Raw genomic sequence first — 22,072 nt, 5'->3', positions numbered from 1 at the left:
TTTGCGGCAGCATCGAGTCAGATCTCTGATTTGTGGTATTTAAAGAAGTCCAGTGTCTCGGCAATGTCGGCCTCGTCTGAAAACAGGCCGATGGCCTTTCCCGCTTCGACTGCAAAATCCACATATCCGTTTGGTCTGGCTGTGATGAGACGTCCGTCGCTCACAGCCAGATTTTTGCTTGTCCGAATGGTGTTCTTTCCTTCCAGAAAACCGTATTCTTCCAGAAGATCGACGCCGGCGCAGATGGCGCAGATACAGGATTTGTCCCGGTTAAGTCTGTGAAGGAAGGCACTCAGCTCGTCTCCTCTGACATGGGCGATATCGCCGCCCGGAATGATGAAGGATGTAACTTCGTCCGGATCGATATCTTTTAAAAATGTGTCTGCCTGAACGCAGAAGCCTTCCGATGTGCGGATCGTTCCGCCGCCTGTGTCATCGGCGGAGCCAGCCATGCAGTAAGCACAGGGCTGTTCACCAAGAGAGGAGTATTTCATGAAATATCCCAACAGTACGATCTCAAAGAAACAGCAGCCGTCATAAATAAGAAAATAGTTACGCATAGTTCTGCCTCCGTAATAAAATTGATATCCTTATTATAGGTGACGGCACGTTATTTGTATAGATAAATTGACATTCTATTTATTTGATGGTAAGATTACCCTAGATTTATAAAGAAAGGGTGAGAACGATGTAATGGTTTGTTTATAAGTAAATCAATGGAACCAGGGATGGAACGCAGGGTGCGGGCTGTCTTGTTTTGATACCCTTATAAACGATACTTTTACACCGTATACAAGCCCGAAAAAGAATTTCTTTTTCGTCTGTTTTCGTGAGCGGCTGGTCGTGAGGATACGTATGGATATTCCGGAAGCTGCCGCAGGACTTAACTTGTGTTGTGGTGATGTATGGGCCACAGCTTTTTTTTATTTCATAGGAAAGTTCGTCCTATGAAATAAAAACCCTCCAGGAGGAGGCGCACTCCGCGCTAAGGAAATATGGCCGCTGAAGCGACCGCGCTCCGGCGCGAGAGTCCGGCTTGCCGAACTCTTTATTCAATGGAAGAGGGCTCCTGCTGCGTAAAAATGGAAACGTGCGCTTTGGCGGATGGCTGAAAGGTCTGTGGCATATAACGGGAACATGAAGAGAGAAAGAAGTGAAATGAATATGGAAATGATTTATAAATATCCGAGAACCCGCCATATCGAAGGCTCCAGAATCCAGGCGGGCGACGAGAATTTGAAAAATGTGAGATTCGAGGAGATCAGGGGAAAATTCGTGGTTCTGGAGGAAAAGGTGGATGGCGCCAACTGCGGCGTCAGCTTTGGGGAGAACGGCAAACTGATGCTCCAGAGCAGGGGCCATTTCTTAAACGGCGGCTATGGAGAGCGCCAGTTTGATCTTTTTAAGACGTGGGCCAGCTGCCATCAGGCGGATTTATATGAGATGCTGGGGACGCGCTATGTGATGTACGGGGAATGGCTGTATGCTAAACACACGGTGTACTATGACAGGCTTACCCATTATTTTATGGAATTTGACATTTTTGATAAGGAAACGAAAAGCTTTTTAAGTACGGCTGCGAGAAGGAAGCTGCTCTTACAGTGCCCGTTTATTGTGTCGGTCCTCGTTCTGTTTGAGGGCAGGCTGAATTCTCTGGAAGAGCTGGTTTCCTGGCTTGGCAGGTCACATTTTAAGTCGGAGCGGTATGAGCAGTCCCTGCGGGAGCAGTGTGAAGGACAGGGGCTTTATTGGGAACTGGTAAAAAGGCAAACAGATATGTCCGATCTCATGGAGGGTATCTACATCAAGGCAGAGGACGACGGTCTGGTGAAGGAACGGTTTAAATATGTGAGAAGCACATTTTTAAACACGATTCTCGATTCGGAGACACATTGGCTCAACCGGCCCGTCATTCCGAACCAGCTGGCGCCGGGGACGGATTTATTCTCGGATATTCCCCTTCGGGAGGAGGTGTGAGTATGGCAGATCAGCAGAGACTTGAAGATTTCTTAGAGCAGAAGGGATACTGCTTTGACACACTCCTCGTGGAATTTCCATGGCTGGAGGAGTTGGAAGACGTCATGCAGGACAGCACATGGCACCGCGAGGGAAATGTGCTGGAGCATACGAGGCACGTCTGCCGTGCGGTCGTGTCAGGTGAAGAGTGGAAGGATTTAAACAGAGAGGAACGGGCGGTCCTTTATATGGCCGCCATGTTCCACGATATCGGAAAGAAGAGCTGCACAATGCCCTCGGCCGAAGAAGAGGGCAGAATCATTTCACCCGGGCACAGCATTGCGGGGATGAAGCGGTTTCGGGAGCTGTGCTATAAGGAATTGGAGGAACGTTTTTCGATTCCGTTTACGGTCAGGGAGGAGATCGCCTGGCTGATCCGTTACCATGGGCTGCCGCTTTTGTTTATGGAGAAGGAGTCGCCTTCCGTTAGCCTTGTGAGAGCAAGGGAGAGCGTCAGGCTGAAGCTGCTCTATCTTCTTGGGCGCGCAGATGTGCTGGGAAGGGAGTGCAGCGATAAGACGGCGGCTCTGGAGACGGTGGAATATTTCAGGGCTTATGCCGGGGAAACAGGCTGTTATGATGAGCGGATTCATTTTGCCAATGAGTATACGCGTTTCTGTTACTTTGAGAAACAGACCATATGGCCGGAGGAATGCCTCTATGATACGACGAAGTTCGATGTCTATGTGATGGCGGGGCTTCCTCTGGCAGGTAAGGATACGTATATTCAGGAGAATTTTTCACATCTCCCGGTAATCTCCCTGGATGACATCCGGGAGGAGATGGGAGTGCGGCCGAGTGAGCCTTCTGGGCCTGTGGCGGCCGTTGCGAGAGAGCGGGCAAAGGGATTTCTGCGCACGCAGACCCCATTTGTGTGGAATGCAACCAATCTGGTGCTGGACAACAGACAGAAGATATGCCGGCTGTGCAGCAATTACGGTGCAAGAGTGAATATCAGATATTTGGAGGTGTCTTACCGGGAAGTGCTGCGGCGCAATACGATTCGGGAGCGGAGTGTACCGTTGGAGGTGATTAACCGGATGATTCGCCGCCTGGATATGGTAGAGCGTACCGAGGGCTTCCGGGTAAGCTTCCAGTAAAATGACGGCCGCCTGATAAAATAGAGCCGGAAGGCCGATCTGAGAAAAAGGAGTGGAGAGAGATGGTGTTTTATATTAACAAACAGGCAGTGGAGATCAAGACGAGATTCGAAAACGCACCTTTGACCTCGCCGAATGAAGCGTGTGCGGCGATCGGCATGCTGTGCAAGATATACGGGCTTCCCATACCGGAAAAGCGGGAGATGGTCAGCGAGATGAAGCAGGATCTCCACACCGCCATAGATGGGAAACCGATCCCGTCGGAATTCGCGGAGAAAGTCTTAAGCCTTTTAGAAGGGTATTTTAAAGATGATCCGGTGACAGATGAGATTTATGAGCTGCTGAAGTACAGCTATGATGAGCAGAAATAGTGTTAAAATATAAGCGGAGCGCTGATTTTTGGGGAATAGGATCGGCGGTGCGGTAACGGTGGAACTGCCCCTAAGGCCTCAGTCCCGTTTGCCTCCTGCTTTACCACATTTGCTTTTACAAAGAAAGTTTTTTATAACAAAAAAGTGCTGACCTCCCATTCAGGAAATCAGCAATCTCTTCTAATGGAGATGACAGGGCTCGAACCTGCGACTTCTTGCGTGTGATGCAAGCGCTCTCCCAGCTGAGCTACACCTCCATAGCAACTATTTTACCACGTTGACGGAAAAATGCAAGAAAAAAATGGAAAATTAATCATAATTTATCCTGTAAAAACACAATTGAGCGGCGGAATCGTTCCCGCCGCTCTGTGTTATTGCGCAGTCTTTATTTCTTTACAAACTGCTTATCAAATTCCGGATTGAAATAGTAGAAATTCTTGGAATCCAGATTGGACTTAATCTTCTCCAGCGCCTCGCCGAATCTCTGGAAATGAACCACTTCACGTTCACGCAGGAACTTGAGCGGTTCCCTGACTTCCGGATTGTCGATGATACGGATCAGGTTGTCGTAGGTGGTTCTGGCCTTCTGCTCGGCTGCTAAGTCTTCCGTTAAGTCGGTGATGGCGTCGCCCTTGGACTGGAACTCACAGGCATTAAACGGGACGCCTGCTGCGGCGGTCGGCCACAGGGCTGTGGTGTGATCGACATAGTAGGCGTCAAAGCCTGCAGTCTTTGCCTGCTCCGGCGTTAAATTCTTTGTAAGCTGATAGACGATGGCGCAGATCATCTCCAGATGTGCCAGCTCTTCCGTACCGATATCCGTTAAAAGTCCGCCAACTTCTTTGCATGGCATGGAGTAACGTTGGGAAAGATATCTCATGGAAGCAGCCAGCTCTCCATCAGGACCACCAAACTGGGTGATGATGAGAGATGCCGTCTTCGGGCATGGCGTCGAAATTTTTACTGGAAACTGAAGCCGTTTTTCATAATTCCACATTAGACAGTACCTCCTTCCCACGGAAGCGGACCGTCAGACCAGGTAAAATGCTTCTGTCCCGGATACTTCGTATGGGTTTCTGATTTGTTGTTGGTATCGGGGCAGACACAGTCAACCGTCAGCGGTTCAAAATTCTCCGCGTACGTCTGCATCAGCTGTTTTCTCTGCTTCATGGCGTCGCTGAATGCCTTTAAAGCGTTGTCGTCAAGAGGATGGGTGTCAAGGAACAGGGTCAGATCATTGACTGTGAAGCTGATTTCATTAATCTGTTTTAACATTGTTTCGCGGTCTGCCATTATTTACCACCTCCAGTCACATAAAACGGTAAGTCGAGACAAGGGAAGATCGTTCCGTGCTGTAAAGCGGCAGCAGGCTCATATGGCTGTTCCCAGGGCTGCATCGGTACTGTCGCGATAGCCAGTGTTAAAGCGGCGGCAGGTGTACTCTTGTCACTGTCGGATTTTCCGCAGCCACATGAACTGTTTGAATTCAAATTCATAAGAACACTCCTTTCATGTTGCGTTGTAAAGTATCTTCTTTTCTAGTATCTGCACAGAAGATAAAAATACGATGCAAAAAATATGCCAGAATAACCATTTGCCTTATTGTATAATGGACCAGAATAAAATATAATGGTAGATATCACTAGGATAACAGGAGATCAGAACATTGAATGACAAGAAATTTGCAGTATTAATCGATTCGGATAACATTTCAGCAAAGTACATCAGCTATATTCTGGCTGAGATGACAAAGTATGGTGTCATTACATACAAAAGGATATATGGAGACTGGACAAGCTCTCAGATGGGAAAGTGGAAACAGGAACTCCTGGAAAATTCTATTACACCGATTCAGCAGTTTTCCAATACCGTGGGAAAGAATGCCACCGACTCTGCGCTGATTATCGATGCCATGGATTTGCTGTATACCGATAACGTGGATGGATTCTGTATTGTTTCGAGTGACAGCGATTTTACGAAGCTGGCCAGCCGGCTGAGGGAATCGGGAAAGGAAGTCATCGGCATGGGTGAGGAGAAGACTCCAAAGTCATTCCGCGCCGCATGTACTGTGTTTACCAATTTAGAGATCCTGCTTGACCAGGATGAGGAGAGCGTCAGCGGAGTAACGGTAGGACGGGAAGTCATCGAACAGGATATCGCTTCAATTATCCTGGAGAACGACGATATGAATAAGGCTACTGGTCTGGGAGAAATTGGGAATCGTCTTGTAAAAAAATATTCTGATTTCGACGTCAGAAGCTATGGTTACAGCTCTCTTTCGAAATTTCTGGAGGAAATGGATAGTTTTGAACTGAAGAAATCAAATAATGTAGTAACGGTTCGCATAAAGGACAACCGAACCAGGAAACAGGAGCTGGATGATTACGCCATAAAGCTGGTAAGAAACAGCGGAAGGAACGGCCTGGAGCTGGCCGCTCTGGGCAACGGCATGCACAGGAAGTATGGGGATTTCAAGGTCAAGGATTACGGCTACTCCACATTTTCCAAGTTTGTGCAGAGTATCAGCCAGTTAGAGGTCCGGGAAAATAAGATAAACAACAAAGTCGTCTTCATCAGACAGGAGTAATACGGAAGGAAAGAGGGAATAACGATGGTAAGTTACAGCTTTGGTACAAGGCTGACCAGACTTTCCGACGGAGAGAGACGAGAGAGTGATGACGCCTGTATTACAGTCATGACGCTGGAAGAATTCCGGGATGCGAAGGAGACGTACCTTCACCGGAAGGTACTGGTGCATTCCATGGAGAATATCCATTACTGCAAGGCGGAGGCGTACGGCGGCTGCACGATGGGGACTTTTATGATTCCCAATAAAAATAATCTTTTAGGCGAGAAGTTCTCCTTTGGCTTCTATGTGACGGACAGTGAGCTGATTCTGCTCGATGAAGGGGATATGCTGACTGAGATCATCAAACGGATGGAGGACATTGCGTCGAAAGAAGGGACTGCCCATTCCCATGCTGGAGAGGAGAGGGCGAAGGAAAAAGGAACGTCTGCCGCTCCCGCGGAGTTTCTGATCCTCTTAATGGATTATCTGATCCGCAACGATGTGCTTTTCCTGCAGAAGTATGAGGCGAAGCTGGAGGACATGGAGGACGAGCTGCTGGATCATCAGCCGAAGAATTTTTATGAGACGGTGATCGTGAGCAGAAAGGAACTGCTTGCACTGCACACCTACTATGAACAGCTGATATCTCTGGGAGAGGAACTGGAGTCCAATGACAACCACCTGTTTTCCGAAGGGGAATGCGTAGGTTTCGGCATGTTCGCCAGCCGGGCCAGCCGCCTTCACGATCATGTGGAGATGCTGCGGGAGTATGTATTTCAGATTCGGGAGATGTACCAGTCTCAGATTGCCTCCAATCAGAACCAGATCATGAGCTGGCTGACCGTAGTGACGACGATCTTTCTGCCCCTCAGCCTGTTGGTAGGCTGGTATGGAATGAATTTTGCCAATATGCCGGAGCTTCGATGGAAATATGGCTACGCAGGGATGATTCTTCTGAGCGTCGTAATTGTAGCGGTCGAGATTTGGTTTTTTAAGAAAAAGAAGATACTATAGGAGAACGCGATGGAAAACAAGGAAAAAGGCTCGTTTGTCGGCAGTGTGCTTCTGTCTTCCCCGGTGTGGGATGCAGAAAAGTTAAAAAAGGATTTGCTGGATGAGTGGAATATCAGCGTACCGGATGAGGAGGAGGCGGATAACGACACCATCGTATTCGAGGTTGATAATTATATGGTAGCCATCAGCCTGATGCCGGCACCTGTGCCTGCGGGAGAGGCGGAGTATTACGCCAAGTCCAATTATTTTTGGAAAGGCGCTGTGGACGCGGCCAGTGAGCACCGGGCCCATATTCTGGCTGCCGTGGTCGGGGGAAGGGAAAATGATCCGGTTGCAGCCGGTAAGCTTTACGTAAAGATTTCTTCGGCCTGCTTAAAGCAGGAGAATGCGCTCGGAATTTATACCAGCGGAACCGTGTTTGCGCCGGAGATGTACTGCGCCGTGGCGGAAGATATGAAAGAGGAAGAAGAGACTTATCCGATTTTAGACTGGATTTATTTTGGCCTGTATCAGACGGAAAAAGGGATGAACGGGTATACATACGGCATGACTGCTTTTGGGAAGGATGAGATCGAGGTGTTGGAAAGCGCGGCTACGCCAGCCGAGCTTCACGAATTCCTCTTTGATATTGCGAGCTATGTACTCTGTGATGATGTACTTTTAAAGGATGGGGAGACCATCGGCTTCACGGAAGACGAGAAGCTTCCGATTACCAGGTCGAAAGGCGAGGCGGTGGAAGGCGACAGCATAAAGATCGCCTTCATGCTAGTATAACCCACACCAAATACCTTACTGCTTCGCTGGTCTGATTTTCCGATAGTACAGACGCAAAAAATCATCCTCACCGAACCAGCAAGGCATTTAGTGTGGGTCATACTAGCTTAAGAAATCAGGAACCGATTACCAGATGCCCAGAAAATTCTGCATGGACAGGCTGACCAGGGAAATTCCGATCCAGCAGCACAGGCCCAGAAGAATCGGTTTCATTCCTGTTTTTACGAGGGTGACCAGGTTGGTATTGGTCCCGATGGCGGCCATGGCCATGATGATGAAGAACTTGCTTAAATCTTTAAGCGGTCCCGTAACCGTGGCGGGGAGATGAAATACGGTGGTCAGTACGGATGCGAGAAGGAAGAACAGAACGAAAAACGGAAATATTTTTGCGATTTGAAAGGTATTTCCGGAGCCGCTCTGTTCTTTTTTTGTGCGGTAAAATGCCAGGAACAGGGTGATTGGTATAATCGCCAGGGTTCTGGTTAGTTTAACAATGGCGGCGGCCTCCAGTGTATTGCTTCCGTAGATGCCATCCCATGCAGCAGCGGCGGCCGTGACGGAGGAGGTATCATTGATGGCGGTGCCGGCAAACAGACCGAAGCCCTCGTTGGAAAGCCCTAAAGCGGCGCCGAGCGCGGGGAAAATTAATGCAGCGGCAATGTTGAACAGGAAGATAACGGAGATAGACTGTGCGATCTCCTCGTCGTCCGCCTCAATGACCGGCGCAGTTGCCGCTATGGCAGAACCGCCGCAAATGGAAGAACCGACGCCGATTAAGATGGCGCTCTTCGTCGGTATCTTCAAAAGCCGGAAGAGCAGAACCGCTATGAGAATCGATGTGGTGATGGTGGCCAGGATAATGGGGAGAGACTGCCTTCCCTTTTCCAGAACCACGGATAAGTTCATGCCGAAGCCGAGTAAAACGACGGCGTACTGGAGAATCTTCTTAGATGTAAACGCGATCCCGGGGCGGAAAAGCTCCTTTCCCTTTATAAATGGAGCAATAGCCATTCCGATTAAGATGGCACAAACGGGGCCGCCCACTACCGGAAAGAGTCTGCCTAAAAACCAGGCCGGTATGGAGATGGCGAGACAGATCAGAAGCCCTGCGGTATATTTTTTCATAGTTAAAAATTCCTTTCTTGTTCGATATCATTATGAGATCATGGGGATAAATTTATTCCAGAGGCCATGGAAACTGTTACCATTATACAGAAGGATAACCATAAAATAAAATTCTAAATATTTATTTATTGATAAATATATGTTATGATATTGAGAAAGGAACGTATTTTACAAAAGGAGGAAAGTTCAGATGCTGGATTTTCGGATGGATACATTTCTCGCCGTATGCAGATGCATGAATTTTACAAAGGCGGCGGAGGAACTCAACATTACACAGCCTGCTGTGTCGCACCATATTCACTATCTGGAGGAGCACTATCAGGTAAAGCTGTTTAAGTACAGCGGTAAGAAGATCGGACTTACGGAGGCGGGGAGGATGCTTTTGTCGGCGGCGACGACGATGCAGCACGATGAGCTTCATTTAAAGCAGGCACTCAAGATGTCGGATGGCGGCGGGCGGCGTCTCGTGTTCGGGGCAACCATGACTGTGGGAGAGTATGTTCTTCCGGAAGCGCTGATGCGGCTTATGGACGCCCAGCCGGATATTTCTGTGAAAATGGTGGTGGCCGACACCCAGGATCTGCTTAAGAGCCTTGACGAGGGGGAGATCGAATTTGCAGTGGTAGAGGGCTTTTTTCAAAAAAAGGAATACGATTTTCTCGTATACGACAGAGGGAAATTTGTGATTGTGGCTTCGCCGGAATATCAGTTTCACAGCGAGGGTAAGGTGATCGAGGATCTGACGCAGGAACGGTTCTTTATCCGGGAGCCGGGATCCGGTACAAGATATGTGTTCGAGCGGTATCTGGAAGGCAAGAACCTTCTGATTCACGATTTTGAGGACCTGATGGAGATCAGCAACATTGGCGCTATCAAGAGCCTGGTTGCAGATGGACGGGGAATCACATTTTTATATGAGGCTGCTGTGAAGAAGGAACTGGAAGATGGCCGGTTGAGGCGCGTGGAGCTGGAAGACTTCGAACTAAGCCACGATTTTACTTTTATATGGAGAAAAGACAGCATTTACTCCGAATATTACCGTGAACTGTACCGTCTGCTCCGGGGAGAATAACGGAGAACCTCGAAAATACTCTTGACAGAATTAACTGTATCTGCTATTGTTACAGTGTAAACTGAAATAATAAAAGTTACAGTTTGTTGCGGAATGCAGTAAAGTGTGTGAAATGGAGTGATAAAGATGAAGAGGGGAAGATCGAGGAGACGCCGCCGTCAGGCAAGGCTGGTGATGTACGGTGGAACGGTCATTTTACTGGCTGCGGTTCTTGGAACGGCAGGTCTGGCTGTTGGGCGGAGAACCGGCGGCAGAAGACCGGAATCCGCAGTGGAAGAGAGCAGCACGGCTTCTGTGGCGGAACATCTGGCAGGGACGGTAACGGCTTACGAAAGCACAGTCGTCGAGGGGATTGATATTACCGGAAAGAGCCGGAGCGACGCCGAGAAGCTTCTTTTGGAGAAGACGAAGGGTCTGTCTGTGGTCTGGCAGGATGGGACCGTGACAGCGGAGGAGGAAACCGGCGGAGCAGTCAGGAGAATTCTGGATGAGATTTACGGAAACGGGCAGATGAAAACCGGAACATTCGGTTTCGACATGGATTCTCTGGAGGAGTCCTTCCGTGCGCTGGCTAAGGAGCTTGCCGGTAAATGGAACCGTGCGGCGGCCGATTCCCAGCTGGTCTCCTTTGATAAGGAAACAGGCGTCTATACCTATTCGGAGGCGAAATCTGGAAGAACGCTGAATGAAGATGCGCTGGTACAGGGCCTGATGGAGGCGGTAAAAGCTGGAAATTATGCTGCGGTGGAACCGGAATTTTCGGAGAACTCCCCGAAACGCAGCGCGGCGCAGGCAAAGGAGCAGTATCAGGTTATTGGAAGCTTTACGACTAAGACGACAAGCAACAAAAACCGGAATGAGAATATTCGTCTGGCGGTGGAAGCGATCGACGGCAGGATTCTGAAGCCGGGTGAGGAATTTTCTTTTAATCTCGCCACAGGAAACAGGACGAAGGAGAAAGGATACCAGCCTGCCGGCGCATACCGGAACGGTGTGTTGATTGAAGAACCGGGCGGCGGTGTGTGTCAGGTGTCTACCACACTTTATAATGCCATTGTGAGTTCGGGGCTTTCGGCGACGGAACGCCATTCCCACAGCTTTACTCCGAGTTACATACAGCCGGGAGAGGATGCTATGGTAAGCTTTGACGGCTATGCCGGGCCGGACCTTAAGTTTGTAAATTCAGAGCCGACAACGGTGGCAGTCCGTGCCTCTCTGAAGGATAACACACTGAAGATATCCATAGTCGGCCTTCCAATTCTGGAAGATGGCGTGAAGGTGACCATGCGTTCCGAAAAGGTAAGGGACGTAGAACCACCGGCTCCGGTGTACGAAGTCAATGACGGGCTTCCGGCAGGTACGGAGAAGGTTGTGGATCAGGGGCAGAAAGGCGGAGTCTGGAAGACCTTCCGCGTAGTGACCAAAGACGGCAATGTCTTGGAAGAGACTCCGCTTCACAATACGACATACCGTGGAAAGGCATCGGTAATTCAAAAGAACGAGAACGCGGCAGAAACCGGTGAGTCTTCGGCAGAGGCGGGAGAAAACGAGAGCGCGGCCGGCGGACAGACGCAGGGGATTGCAGGGCAGGAGACGGCGCAGCAGCAGGCAGTTCCCCAGCAGACACCGGCAGCGGGCGCAGATGCAGACGCAGTCGTGGTACCGGCTTTTCCAGGTACATGAATTAAGATATATTGAAAATAAACAATAGAATAAAACCATTAAATGTCATTTGGAATAAGAAAAGCCTTTTATAGACTGATCTTATCCCGAATGGCATTTTTTTGTTTCCTTTGCTGAAAGTTATCTTGATTTGGTTATAAGATTTTACTAATCAGACAAATATGCGTATAATAATTATTGTTATAATAAAAAATAATGCGCAATATAAATAAAAATATAATATTAAATTAATATATATTGACATATTCTACAAAATATAGTATTTTATTATTATAAAAATAATAATTAAGAGGAGGAAGCAAAATGAAAAAAAGTATTTTTATGATCTCGATGATATTAATACTTTGTCTTACAGCATGTGGACAGCAGAGGGATGTTCCAAAAGAGAGTGGCACTACAAGTGAAACTGCAAAATCAGGTAAACTGAATGTATTGTTCATGTCGGGTGTTTATGCAGATTCAGCACGATCCATGACAGATGAGTTCAAAGAAAAAACAGGGTTCGACGTAGAAGTTAATGATGTTCCGTTTGCCTCATTCCATGAAACTGCCATGCTGGACTTTGCCAGTCAGGCGGGAAGCTACGATGTCGTTGCGGTAAATTTATCATGGCTGGGAGAATTTGCTCCTCATCTTGAACCTTTAGATGACCGGGTAAAGGAGAGCGGCATGGAGGTAGATAAGTTTATACCCAGTGTCTACGATGCCTGTAAATGGAATGATGTGCTGTACGGCTTTCCGAAGGCACCGACACCAAACATGATGGCATATCGCACGGATCTGATTGATACGCCGCCAAAGACATACGAAGAGTATATGCAGATGGCGGAGAAATTCAATGATCCGGACAATGGAATGTACGGGATCTCCATACCGGGAAAGAAAGAACAGTATGCGGTTCTCTACCTTGTACGTTCATGGGCCATGGGAGCAGACGTTGCGGACAAGGACTGGAACGTTGTGGTAAACGGTGAAGTCGGACGCAGTGCCATGGAGCAGTTGGGAGAAGTTACGAAATATTCCGATCCGGCTGGTTTGTCATGGGGACTGGAGGAATCCATCAATGCCTTTCTTCAGGGAAAAGCAGCATTCTGTGAGGCATGGCCGACTTTGGGAATCGTACAGGCGGCGGATGATCCGGAAAAATCCAAGATTGTGGATAACTGGGCTATCGCACCATTCCCACAGGAAAAGACAGGAATCAACCAGATGAGTATCTGGTGTGTGGCTGTTTCCAAGTATTCAAAGAATAAAGATGCGGCATTCCAGTGGATCAGGGAATACTCCAGTCTGGAAAAGCAGGAAAAGTTTTTCGATGAATTCGGAATTTTACCTTCTTACACAAGTTTCTGGGAAAAGGATGAAGTGAAGAATTCCAAGATGGGCCCACTGGGAGAGGGGCTAAAGACGAGTCTTCCCAAGTGGCGCATCCCTGTATCGGCAGAACTGGATTCTATTATGGCAAATGCAGTCAGCTCTTATATGTCGAAGCAGATGACACTGGATCAGGCAATGGAATTTTTCGATTCCGAACTGAACCGTGCAATTAAGAATAATCCACCGCCTGCTGACAGCAAAAATGACAATGCGATCGCGATAGAAGAAGCTTTGAAATAAGGGCGTGGGGGGAGCGCAGCGGTTGCCGGTGCCTCCCCTTTTTGCTTTACGATCGGAGGAACCTATGAGAAAAGAGGAGAAAAAGAAGAGGATATCGGAGGACCAGCTGACGACATGGCTGTTTTTAATGCCGGCGCTAATCATTGTGCTGGTGGCAGTGATTATCCCTCTCTGTAATTCGTTTGTGCTGAGCTTTGAAAAAGTAAGAATTAATGTTCCGGGATTCATACCTCAGTTTGTAGGGCTGGAGAACTACCTGCGTATGCTTGATGATCCGGTTTTTATCCGCAGTGTCCAGAATACAGCCCTTTTTGCCTTTGCGTCAGTTCCTGTGGAGCTGGTACTTGGCATGATGCTGGCGATGATGCTGTCCGGGGATGGGACGGGCGCACGTATCATGCGGTCGATTATGCTGATTCCGATGATTATGGCCCCGGTAGCGGCCGGAACCATGTGGAGAATGATGCTGGACAAAAATACAGGTATTATTAATTATCTGCTGACGTGTATCGGCATGCCCGCAGTTGACTGGCTCGGTAATCCGAAGCTGGCTATATTTTCCGTTATCATGGTGGATGTCTGGAGAATGACTCCGTGGTTTGCCCTGCTTCTGATTTCGGGGATCAAATCGATTCCCGGCGATACCATAGAAGCTGCTCTCGTGGACGGGGCCACGAAGTGGAAATGTTTCCGTTATGTAATCCTGCCCCAGCTTTACAGGGTTCTGACACTGGTGCTGATGCTGCGCGTCATAGATGCTTTTAAGGTTTTCGATATTGTCTTTGTTATGACGGGGGGAGGCCCGGGAATGGCGACTGAGATGCTTCCGAGCTATATCTACGCCCAGGGACTGCGCTATTTCGATGCAGGGTATGCGGCGGCGCTGGCCCTTGTCTTCATCGCAGCCATGGCAGTTCTTTCATCTGTATTTGTATTCTTAAGATCCAGGGTTCGGGATGAGTAAAGGAGGAAATCATGAGACGGAAAGAAAATGACAGAATCAGCAGTACGATCACAGACTTTCTCGGAAAGCCAACGAAATGGATTTTTATTACCCTGTTTGCAGTATCTGTGATTCTGCCTCTGTATTGGCTTGCTACAAATGCCATAAAAGTGGAGGCAGATTATCTCGCAAGCCCTCCGGTTATCATACCGACGCGGATAACGACAGAAAATTTTATAAAGATCTTTGTAAATGACGGCGTGGGAAAGGGATTGTACAATTCGGCTGTTATCACAGCTGTGTCGACCTTTTTGGCTGCATCCTTCGGAAGTCTGGCGGCCTACGCGCTGACAAAAGGAAAACTGGGAAAAAGGACGCGGAGTATCTTTGCCGGCTGGTTTCTTTTACAGAAGATGTATCCGGCGGTGGCAACGGCGATACCGATCTATCTGGTTATGCGCAGCCTGCATCTGATTGATACAAAGACGGCCATGATTATATTAAATACCAGCTTTAATTTTCCTATGGTAATCTGGCTGATGATGGGATTCTTTCAGGAGGTGCCGGAAAGTATCGAAGAATCTGGGAAAATTGATGGATGCAGCATGGCGCAGCGATTTTTCTATCTTGTGCTTCCGATCGTGAAACCGGGGCTAGTGGCTTCCGCAATCCTTACATTTGTCAGTACCTGGAATGAATTTTTATTCGCTGTAATTCTGAGTGTCAGAAATGCGAAGACGCTGCCGGTTATTATATCCGGTTTTATTACGGACCGTGGACTGGAATGGGGGCCGATGGCTGCTACCGGTGTAGTAATTATCATACCGGTCTTTATCATTGTATGGCTACTGCAGAAGGATTTTGTGCAGGGGATGACGATGGGAGCAGTAAAGGGATAGAGCATAATAGCATTATCCGGGAAGGAGGAACAGGATTGCAGAAAACAGGGGTTTTAGCGGAAGAGGCGACAGTCTGGTATGAGATCGTAAGAAATTGTCTTCTTAACGACATTTTGGGCTTTTGGAAGGAGAGGACTGCGGATCAGGAACATGGGGGGTATATAACTTCCTTCGACCGTGAGGGAAACTGTACCGGAAAAGAGAAAAATATCTGGCTTCAGGCCAGACAGGTCTGGATGTTTGCAACAATATACAGTAATGTGGAAAAAGATCCGGCCTGGCTCAATCTGGCAAAGACAGGAAGAGATTATCTGATATCCCATGCATACGCAGGAAACGGGAGATGGTATTATCTGCTTGATGAGAATGGGACCGTTCAGCAGGGTGCCATATCCCTGTTTACAGATATGTTCGTTTTAATGGCACTCAGCGCATACGCCGCGGCCTCAGATTCGACGGAGGATGAGAACGTAATCCGAGAGACATTTGACAGGCTGGATCAGAATATACGAAATGAGGACTGCCGTGACACATTTCCTCAGAAATACAAGGCGGGAGCAGTCAGTCATGGGAGATATATGATCTGCCTGAATTCTGTGGCTTGTGCACGGGGATATTTAGATGGAGATAAGGCGGATGCGTTGATTCGTTTCTGTATGGACAGAATTTTCGGCGTGCTGGGGCATGGTGATGATGGGACCATTCATGAGATGAGAACGCTTCAGGGCGGATATATCGACAGCGAGGATGGACATCGGATTAATCCGGGACATATTTTTGAATCCATGTGGTTTGTTCTGGAACAGGCTGAACGAGTCGGACGGCCGGAATATGCGGAGCGTGCGCTCCATACGATTTCAGTTACGTATCAGAGAAGCCATGACGAAAAATTCGGCGGGATTCTTCACATGCTAAGCGATAATGGAACCGACGAACAGTATAAAGACTGGAATGCGGCTCGTCAGTTAAAATGGGATGAAAAGGTCTGGTGGACACAGGCGGAGGCGCTGTGTGCATTGCTGACGTCTGCTGACAGAACCGGTGACAGCGCAGCATGGGAAGAATTTAAAACCCTCTTTCTCTGGTGCAGGGAGCACTTCTTTGATCCGGATTATGGGGAGTGGTATGCGGTATTAAACCGGGATGGATCACCTCGAATGAAGCTCAAGGGCGGAATTCAAAAGGCAGCATTTCATATACCAAGAGCGTTGTACCAGTGCAGCTGTATACTGAAAAAATATGTAGCGGAAACGGGAGATTGTGATGCGCAGACCTAATATAGTATTTATTTTAGCCGATGATATGGGGTTCTGGACACTGGGAAGTGCGGGCAACAGGGACGCAGTTACGCCGAACCTGGATGATATGGCGCGAAATGGCTGTACTGCGGAAAACTTCTTCTGTTCCTCGCCGGTGTGCTCGCCGGCCAGAGCAACCCTTCTGACAGGAAGGATGCCGTCTATGCATGGTATTCTGGACTGGATCTTACAGGGGAACATGGAAAATGAGGGAGAGAAGCCTATTGAATATCTGGAAGAGTTTAAAGGGTATACAGATTATCTGAGTGAAGCCGGATATGTCTGCGGGGTAAGCGGAAAATGGCATCTGGGAGACAGTGAAAAAAGGCAGAAGGGGTTCTCGCACTGGTATGTACATCAGTCAGGAGGCGGTAACTATTATGATGCCCCCATGATACGGGAGGGGAAAAGAGTCCGTGAACCGGGGTATGTTACCGAACTGATTACCCAGGATGCAGTCCGGTTCCTGCGGGAGCGGGAGGGGAAAGACGAACCGTTTTATTTGAGCGTTAATTTTACTGCACCCCACACGCCCTGGATTCATAATCATCCGCAGAAGTATCTGGATTTGTACCGTGACTGCGCATTTACCAGTTGTCCGGTGGAAAAACGCCACCCATGGCAGATCGATTTTTCCGAGTTCAATTATGACAGGAAGGAAATGCTGAAGGGGTATTTTGCGGCAACCTCCGCTCTGGACTTGGGGGTAGGTGAGATCAGAGAAGAACTGAGGCGGCTGAATCTGGACCGCGATACTCTGATTCTGTTTTCCAGCGATAACGGATTTAACTGCGGTCATCATGGAATATGGGGAAAGGGAAATGGAACCTCCCCTTTTAACATGTACGATACTTCGGTAAAGGTGCCGTTTATAGCATGTATGCCGGGAAAGATCCGGCCGGGAATACGTTTAAAGGGACTATACAGCGCTTACGATTTCTTTCCAACGATCATGGAGATTGCGGGACTGGCGTATAAAGAAAAGGATCTTCCGGGAAAAAGCTTTGCAAAAGCCATTTTTACGGGAGAAGAACGGGAGATCAATGACTGTGTGGTTGTCTACAGCGAATATGGCGCAGTCCGGATGGTTCGCCAAAGGGAGTGGAAATATATCCGCAGGTATCCGGAAGGCCCGGATGAGCTCTACAATCTTAAAACTGATCCGGGGGAAATGCTCAACATGATTGACAAGGCGGCTCCTGAATTGATAGAATTATTAAATAAACGTCTGGAAAGCTGGTTTTCGGAATATGCAAGACCGGAGACAGACGGACGGCAGGCGAACGTGACAGGAGCCGGACAGAACAAGAGGCATACTGCAAAAGGATTTGAACCTGGTTCTTTTCAGATGGGATACGAAACGCTGCCGGTCCGACAGGCATAGAGCGCAGGAGTATTTGTGCGGCGCCGGAAAGAGGGACTATGACTGAACTTAGTGCAAAGGAAGAGAAAATTTTATGGTACATCTATGCGATGAAGCATGTATCAAGAAAGAGTCTGTTGGAGTTGAGTCATTACAAGGCGCCTACCCTTTACCGGGTGATAGAGGCCCTGGTGCAGAATGGATACGCAGAGGTATCCGGCAGTGAGGAATACGGGAGCAAAGGAAGGCCCGGTGAGCTTTTGTCCATGAACAGCAGGCATGCTTATGTGTTTTCAATCTGTATATTGCGGGAAACATTTTACTGTGCGGTAGTGGATTTCAGTAATGATATACTTACAATGGAGGAGCACAGACTGATTCCGGGCATGACGCCGGAGCAGCTGGCAGATATTGCCAGACAGGATTTTTCAGAAGCCTGTGAACGGCTGGGACTGGCGGAGGACTTGTTTTTAGAGATTGGTCTCTCCGCTGTCGGTCCCCTCGACTATGCGAACGGGCAGATGCTGAGGCCGTTATATTTTTTAGCCGGAGAATGGAAAAATATTCCAATTGTGAAGGTGCTTCAGACCAGATTTAACCGGAAGGTCTACTTGGACTGCAACGCGAGGGCGGCACTTATGGGAAATTATCTTCCCAATTACTTTGAAAGACATCAGAATGTGGTTTATGTGACAGTCGGAAATGGAATCGGCTCAGGATTAGTTATCAACCGGAAACTAATGCTGAACCACAATATCATACTGGATGGATTCGCTCACATGACGATTGACATGGATGGCCGCAAATGCACCTGCGGAGAATATGGCTGCGTGGAAGCTTACGTATCGGTTCCGGCAATCCTGGCTCAGTGCGTGGAAGAGATGAGACTGGGCATCGACAGCAGCATGAAAAGTCAGATGGATCATCTGACACTTCAGGATTTACAGAGAGCAGTGAGGACAAAAGACGCCCTGGCTGTTATCCAGATCAATAAGGCGGCGAATATTTTTGCAAAATGTATATTGAATTATCTTCGGATGGTTGAACTGGAGGCCGTTGTGTTGGGGGGGAGTTTAATTGAGGCGGTTCCAGAGTTTTATGACAGGGTAGAGCAGTATGCCAGAGAGCGGAATTCGTCTGTTATGTTTTACCGTTCCACAGAAAAAGAGAAGAATATTTTAAGGGGAATCGCGTCTGAAATTGTAATGAGATATATTTTCGGAGAATAAATATGAGGTTTTACATGAAAGGGGAACACGCATGAGAAAAGTTTTTCAATCATAAGAATATCCATATCGTATACGACTTCCGCAGATGGACATGTTCATGAGTTTCAGGTGGCATCTTTGATTGATAATCCAATCGAATAGTATGGAATGCTGGCATAGGAGGAAAATCCTGTGCCAGTTTTTTTGAGTTGGAATTTTACTGTAGGGAACTGGCGAGGGATATCAGCGGTGTTTCTGTTTTATCTATAAGGTTACGCCAATCATACAAAATGGTAACAGTTCAGACGGCGGAAAAAAATAAAGAAGGGTATTGACAATAAATTGTGCAAGGAATATAATAATCGACATAGAGTACACGTGTACGCAAATAAAAAGTGCATATACAAAAACCTCGATTACAAATAACAGAAATAAATTTAATGAAATATAACCAAATAAATGAATGAGTATTTGGGAAAATTAACGAATGCCGGTGAAGGAAGAGAAAGGAGAGGGCAAAAAAATACCCTGAGAGTTTATCGGTCTGCCGCGAAACATACGGATAAACAGTCAGGATACCTTATTCAGTACCATTCTAAATGATTTAAGTAAAAAAGTAAAGGTTTCTTTTCATTAAAATTTATATATTACAGTTGTTAAACAACCATATTTCAGGAGGTTCTATATGAAAAGAAGATTTGTTGCTGCGATGCTGGCCGGAGTCATGGCGTGTTCACTGGCAGGATGCAATACGAAGTCACCGATGGCAGGAAAAGAAGAGACGACAACGGCCGCCGATACCCAGGCAGGCTCGGATACCCAGGCTGCTTTAGCAGAAGGAGAGACAGATAAGCAGGCGGAAGCCGCAGGCCCGATCACCATTCAGTTCTGGAATGCATTTACAGGAACGGACGGCGATGTGCTGAGGGAGATTGTGGACCGCTATAATAAAGAGAATACCAGAGGAATTACGATTGAGATGGATATCATGCCGGCCAGCAGCTTAGAGGAAAAACTTCCGGCAGCCATCGCTTCCAAGACAGCGCCCGCCCTTATTATCAGAGGTAATTTTGATACGGCAACTTATACGGATAATGGAATTTTGACGCCGCTTGATGATTTCTTCGAACAGACCGGAGTGGATGCCTCGAATTTCAGTGATGCATCTCTTTAGGCGCTTCAGTATTTTCCGCCGAACGAAGGTGAGGGGGACTCTCCGCGTCAGAAGGTACAGATGATGATTCCGATGCAGGTTCATTCCACGTTCCTTTACTGGAATAAAGACCTGTTTGAAGCGGCGGGACTTGATCCTGAGACACCGCCGGCAACATGGGAAGAGGCGGCCGAGTATGCGCTGAAGATCTCTGATCCGTCCAGAAAGCTTTATGGAATCGGTTTCCCAATCAGCGGCGCGCCCTGCTATTTTGATGCAATGTTCAAGTCCAACGGAGGTGACGTCTTCTCTGCAGACGGTAAGAGTTCTGTTCTGGACAGCCCTGAGAACTTAAAGACCCTTCAGTATATTCAGAATCTCGTCAATCAGGGGGCTGCGCCGGTTGGATCTACAGGAGCCGATACGGATAACTTAATGCTTGCCGGACAGATGGGAATCTACTGCGGCGGTCCATGGCTGATCAGCGGACTGAAGGAAGCGGAGATCAATTTTGGTGTTACGGGAATGCCCGCAGGGGACAAGGAAGCTGCCGGTGTCATCGAGGTCCAGGGCTTTGGAGTCACCTCCACGGCCAGTGAAGAAGAAAAGGCGGCGGCTTACGACTTTATCGCCTACTGGAATTCAGACACGACTTGTAAAGAGTGGTCCCTGCGCAACGGCTATCCGCCATATTTAAAGTCTCTGGCAGAGGATGCAGACATCAAAGCGGATGCAACAGTCAATGCGCTGTCCTCTATCTCTGAGTTTGGATTTTCCTTTGCACCGGGAATTAAATCTGTAAAACAGGTCAATAACGACATTTTATTCCCCATGATCGAAAATGTAGTGGCCGGCAACGACCCGCAGGAGGAACTGAGCAAGGCGTCGGAGAGCATCAACAAGCTGCTTTCTGAGTAGACAGCAGTACATAGAGGTGATTTCATTGAATAATATAAAAACCAGAAAGTCCCCTTCACGTTCATTCGGCAGAAAATACTGGAATAAACCGGATCGGGTAGCATATTTATTTATGCTGCCCTCCATCCTGGTACTGTTCGTATTTGCGATTATTCCGCTGATGGCATGTCTCGTAATCAGTCTGTTTGACATGAATATCTTCTTTACGGACACCAGTTTTACAGGGGCCCACAACTTTATCACGGCATTTCAGGATACACGGTTCTGGAACGCACTGCTGAACACGGTTATATTCGTCCTGTTTGAAGTGCCTCTTCAGATTGTGATCGGACTTTTGACGGCCAATGCGCTGGTAAAGACCAGCCTCTTTAACAAGGCGGCCAGATCCATCTTCTTCCTGCCGGTAGTCTGCTCCATGGCGGCGGTAGGCATTATCTGGTCCATTCTTTTAGATACCAATATCGGATTCATACCGTACTTACTGGAACAGATCGGTATTCATAACGCCACCTTTTTCCGAAATGCGAAGACGGCCATGCCGACCGTGATCGCCATGACGGTGTGGAAAAATTTCGGCTACACCATGTCCATTCTGGTAGTGGGAATCCAGGGGATATCCCAGAGCTACTATGAGGCGTCGGAGATCGATGGGGCAGGGAAGACGGCACAGTTCTTTAAGATTACACTGCCGCTTTTGAAGCCCACGCTGGGGTTCTGCCTTATTACCAATACCATCGGCTCTCTTCAGGTGTTTGACCAGGTGTACGTCACGACACAGGGCGGTCCGCAGTTTAAGACCGAGACGCTGGTACAGTATATTTATAAAACCGGTTTTAATCAGCCCTACAATCTGGGATACGCCTGCGCCCTTTCTGTGCTTCTGCTGGTGGTGATACTGGCTGTCTCCCTTCCGATGTACAAGAACATGTTTATTAACCAGAATTAGGAG

20 protein-coding genes, 1 tRNA gene and 1 pseudogene are annotated in these 22,072 nt (G+C 48.0%); 16 read left to right on the top strand and 6 right to left on the bottom strand.

Going from position 1 to position 22,072, the window contains the following annotated elements:
• Positions 1-17: 17 nt before the first annotated feature.
• Entirely contained in the window at positions 18-560 is a 543-nt protein-coding gene (locus tag M1L66_RS21575; protein WP_434688120.1) for a DJ-1/PfpI family protein, read from the bottom strand.
• Positions 561-1,164: 604 nt separating this feature from the next.
• On the opposite strand from M1L66_RS21575, the gene M1L66_RS21570 reads away from it, so the two are divergent.
• The 3 genes from M1L66_RS21570 to M1L66_RS21560 all read left to right on the top strand — a co-directional run bounded on the left by M1L66_RS21570 (position 1,165) and on the right by M1L66_RS21560 (position 3,487).
• Positions 1,165-1,977, top strand: a complete 813-nt coding sequence (locus M1L66_RS21570; RefSeq protein WP_434688117.1) for an RNA ligase family protein — start codon at positions 1,165-1,167, stop codon at positions 1,975-1,977.
• 2 nt (positions 1,978-1,979) lie between these two features.
• Positions 1,980-3,116 carry an AAA family ATPase gene (locus M1L66_RS21565; RefSeq protein WP_434688115.1) on the top strand — a complete coding sequence of 379 codons (1,137 nt, stop codon included), beginning with the start codon at positions 1,980-1,982 and terminating at the stop codon, positions 3,114-3,116.
• Between the two features lie 62 nt (positions 3,117-3,178).
• On the top strand, positions 3,179-3,487 hold the full coding sequence (locus tag M1L66_RS21560) for a DUF3837 family protein (protein WP_055658733.1): 309 nt from the start codon (positions 3,179-3,181) through the stop codon (positions 3,485-3,487).
• 184 nt (positions 3,488-3,671) lie between these two features.
• On the opposite strand, the gene M1L66_RS21555 is transcribed toward M1L66_RS21560, so the two are convergent.
• The 4 genes from M1L66_RS21555 to M1L66_RS21540 all read right to left on the bottom strand — a co-directional run bounded on the left by M1L66_RS21555 (position 3,672) and on the right by M1L66_RS21540 (position 4,983).
• A tRNA-Val gene (locus M1L66_RS21555) sits at positions 3,672-3,744 on the bottom strand.
• 128 nt (positions 3,745-3,872) lie between these two features.
• Complete coding sequence (locus M1L66_RS21550; protein ID WP_055658735.1) at positions 3,873-4,484, bottom strand: manganese catalase family protein; 612 nt, start codon at positions 4,482-4,484, stop codon at positions 3,873-3,875.
• Positions 4,484-4,780: a spore coat protein CotJB gene (locus M1L66_RS21545; protein WP_002603201.1), complete on the bottom strand. Its 297-nt coding sequence runs from the start codon at positions 4,778-4,780 to the stop codon at positions 4,484-4,486. The genes M1L66_RS21550 and M1L66_RS21545 overlap by 1 nt, the downstream gene beginning before the upstream one ends.
• Entirely contained in the window at positions 4,780-4,983 is a 204-nt protein-coding gene (locus tag M1L66_RS21540) for a spore coat associated protein CotJA (RefSeq protein WP_055658737.1), read from the bottom strand. Before M1L66_RS21540 ends, M1L66_RS21545 begins: the two co-directional genes overlap by 1 nt.
• Before the next feature lie 170 nt (positions 4,984-5,153).
• Here M1L66_RS21540 and M1L66_RS21535 point away from each other — a divergent pair, with 170 nt between their 5' ends.
• The 3 genes from M1L66_RS21535 to M1L66_RS21525 are packed head-to-tail and all read left to right on the top strand — an operon-like array spanning position 5,154 to position 7,844.
• Complete coding sequence (locus M1L66_RS21535) at positions 5,154-6,074, top strand: NYN domain-containing protein (RefSeq protein ID WP_187018878.1); 921 nt, start codon at positions 5,154-5,156, stop codon at positions 6,072-6,074.
• Between the two features lie 24 nt (positions 6,075-6,098).
• Entirely contained in the window at positions 6,099-7,070 is a 972-nt protein-coding gene (locus M1L66_RS21530) for a magnesium transporter CorA family protein (protein ID WP_187018880.1), read from the top strand.
• 9 nt (positions 7,071-7,079) lie between these two features.
• Positions 7,080-7,844, top strand: a complete 765-nt coding sequence (locus tag M1L66_RS21525) for a DUF4261 domain-containing protein (protein ID WP_187018882.1) — start codon at positions 7,080-7,082, stop codon at positions 7,842-7,844.
• 126 nt (positions 7,845-7,970) lie between these two features.
• On the opposite strand, the gene M1L66_RS21520 is transcribed toward M1L66_RS21525, so the two are convergent.
• Complete coding sequence (locus M1L66_RS21520) at positions 7,971-8,969, bottom strand: YeiH family protein (protein ID WP_055658744.1); 999 nt, start codon at positions 8,967-8,969, stop codon at positions 7,971-7,973.
• Between the two features lie 190 nt (positions 8,970-9,159).
• Between M1L66_RS21520 and M1L66_RS21515 the strand changes: the two genes are divergently transcribed.
• The 10 genes and pseudogenes from M1L66_RS21515 to M1L66_RS21470 all read left to right on the top strand — a co-directional run bounded on the left by M1L66_RS21515 (position 9,160) and on the right by M1L66_RS21470 (position 22,069).
• Positions 9,160-10,041, top strand: a complete 882-nt coding sequence (locus M1L66_RS21515) for a LysR substrate-binding domain-containing protein (protein ID WP_434688108.1) — start codon at positions 9,160-9,162, stop codon at positions 10,039-10,041.
• Positions 10,042-10,167: 126 nt separating this feature from the next.
• Positions 10,168-11,724 (top strand): VanW family protein, encoded by a 1,557-nt coding sequence (locus M1L66_RS21510; RefSeq protein ID WP_187018885.1) that lies wholly within the window; start codon positions 10,168-10,170, stop codon positions 11,722-11,724.
• Positions 11,725-12,027: 303 nt separating this feature from the next.
• Positions 12,028-13,341: an ABC transporter substrate-binding protein gene (locus M1L66_RS21505; RefSeq protein WP_434688105.1), complete on the top strand. Its 1,314-nt coding sequence runs from the start codon at positions 12,028-12,030 to the stop codon at positions 13,339-13,341.
• A 64-nt stretch (positions 13,342-13,405) separates the two neighbouring features.
• Positions 13,406-14,305, top strand: coding sequence for a carbohydrate ABC transporter permease (locus tag M1L66_RS21500; RefSeq protein WP_110322141.1), 900 nt, complete (start codon positions 13,406-13,408; stop codon positions 14,303-14,305).
• An 11-nt stretch (positions 14,306-14,316) separates the two neighbouring features.
• Entirely contained in the window at positions 14,317-15,183 is an 867-nt protein-coding gene (locus tag M1L66_RS21495; RefSeq protein ID WP_187018889.1) for a carbohydrate ABC transporter permease, read from the top strand.
• Positions 15,184-15,218: 35 nt separating this feature from the next.
• A complete protein-coding gene (locus M1L66_RS21490; RefSeq protein WP_187018891.1) occupies positions 15,219-16,460 on the top strand; it encodes an AGE family epimerase/isomerase in 1,242 nt (413 codons plus the stop codon).
• Positions 16,447-17,865 carry a sulfatase-like hydrolase/transferase gene (locus tag M1L66_RS21485; RefSeq protein ID WP_187018893.1) on the top strand — a complete coding sequence of 473 codons (1,419 nt, stop codon included), beginning with the start codon at positions 16,447-16,449 and terminating at the stop codon, positions 17,863-17,865. Before M1L66_RS21490 ends, M1L66_RS21485 begins: the two co-directional genes overlap by 14 nt.
• 38 nt (positions 17,866-17,903) lie before the next feature.
• A complete protein-coding gene (locus M1L66_RS21480) occupies positions 17,904-19,073 on the top strand; it encodes an ROK family protein (protein WP_187018895.1) in 1,170 nt (389 codons plus the stop codon).
• A gap of 664 nt (positions 19,074-19,737) precedes the next feature.
• Positions 19,738-21,123: pseudogene (locus tag M1L66_RS21475) on the top strand (ABC transporter substrate-binding protein).
• A 16-nt stretch (positions 21,124-21,139) separates the two neighbouring features.
• The gene (locus M1L66_RS21470; RefSeq protein WP_198292966.1) at positions 21,140-22,069 is read left to right on the top strand and encodes a carbohydrate ABC transporter permease; all 930 of its coding nucleotides are present in this window, start codon (positions 21,140-21,142) and stop codon (positions 22,067-22,069) included.
• Positions 22,070-22,072 lie beyond the last annotated feature (3 nt).

It is taken from the genome of Hungatella sp. SB206, assembly GCF_051132295.1.
Classification (GTDB): Bacteria; Bacillota; Clostridia; order Lachnospirales; family Lachnospiraceae; genus Hungatella; species Hungatella effluvii.
The sequence above is the reverse complement of the archived record's forward strand: the minus strand, read 5'-3'. Positions and strand labels throughout refer to the sequence as shown.

Excerpts from the sequence above, each read along its gene's own strand:
- M1L66_RS21560 (WP_055658733.1), top strand. The coding sequence starts at position 3,179 with ATGGTGTTTTATATTAACAAACAGGCAGTGGAGATCAAGACGAGATTC.
- M1L66_RS21540 (WP_055658737.1), bottom strand. The coding sequence starts at position 4,983 with ATGAATTTGAATTCAAACAGTTCATGTGGCTGCGGAAAATCCGACAGT.
- M1L66_RS21565 (WP_434688115.1), top strand. The coding sequence starts at position 1,980 with ATGGCAGATCAGCAGAGACTTGAAGATTTCTTAGAGCAGAAGGGATAC.
- M1L66_RS21495 (WP_187018889.1), top strand. The coding sequence starts at position 14,317 with ATGAGACGGAAAGAAAATGACAGAATCAGCAGTACGATCACAGACTTT.
- M1L66_RS21480 (WP_187018895.1), top strand. The coding sequence starts at position 17,904 with ATGACTGAACTTAGTGCAAAGGAAGAGAAAATTTTATGGTACATCTAT.
- M1L66_RS21485 (WP_187018893.1), top strand. The coding sequence starts at position 16,447 with ATGCGCAGACCTAATATAGTATTTATTTTAGCCGATGATATGGGGTTC.
- M1L66_RS21510 (WP_187018885.1), top strand. The coding sequence starts at position 10,168 with ATGAAGAGGGGAAGATCGAGGAGACGCCGCCGTCAGGCAAGGCTGGTG.
- M1L66_RS21530 (WP_187018880.1), top strand. The coding sequence starts at position 6,099 with ATGGTAAGTTACAGCTTTGGTACAAGGCTGACCAGACTTTCCGACGGA.
- M1L66_RS21550 (WP_055658735.1), bottom strand. The coding sequence starts at position 4,484 with ATGTGGAATTATGAAAAACGGCTTCAGTTTCCAGTAAAAATTTCGACG.
- M1L66_RS21570 (WP_434688117.1), top strand. The coding sequence starts at position 1,165 with ATGGAAATGATTTATAAATATCCGAGAACCCGCCATATCGAAGGCTCC.
- M1L66_RS21515 (WP_434688108.1), top strand. The coding sequence starts at position 9,160 with ATGCTGGATTTTCGGATGGATACATTTCTCGCCGTATGCAGATGCATG.
- M1L66_RS21575 (WP_434688120.1), bottom strand. The coding sequence starts at position 560 with ATGCGTAACTATTTTCTTATTTATGACGGCTGCTGTTTCTTTGAGATC.
- M1L66_RS21520 (WP_055658744.1), bottom strand. The coding sequence starts at position 8,969 with ATGAAAAAATATACCGCAGGGCTTCTGATCTGTCTCGCCATCTCCATA.
- M1L66_RS21545 (WP_002603201.1), bottom strand. The coding sequence starts at position 4,780 with ATGGCAGACCGCGAAACAATGTTAAAACAGATTAATGAAATCAGCTTC.
- M1L66_RS21500 (WP_110322141.1), top strand. The coding sequence starts at position 13,406 with ATGAGAAAAGAGGAGAAAAAGAAGAGGATATCGGAGGACCAGCTGACG.
- M1L66_RS21505 (WP_434688105.1), top strand. The coding sequence starts at position 12,028 with ATGAAAAAAAGTATTTTTATGATCTCGATGATATTAATACTTTGTCTT.
- M1L66_RS21525 (WP_187018882.1), top strand. The coding sequence starts at position 7,080 with ATGGAAAACAAGGAAAAAGGCTCGTTTGTCGGCAGTGTGCTTCTGTCT.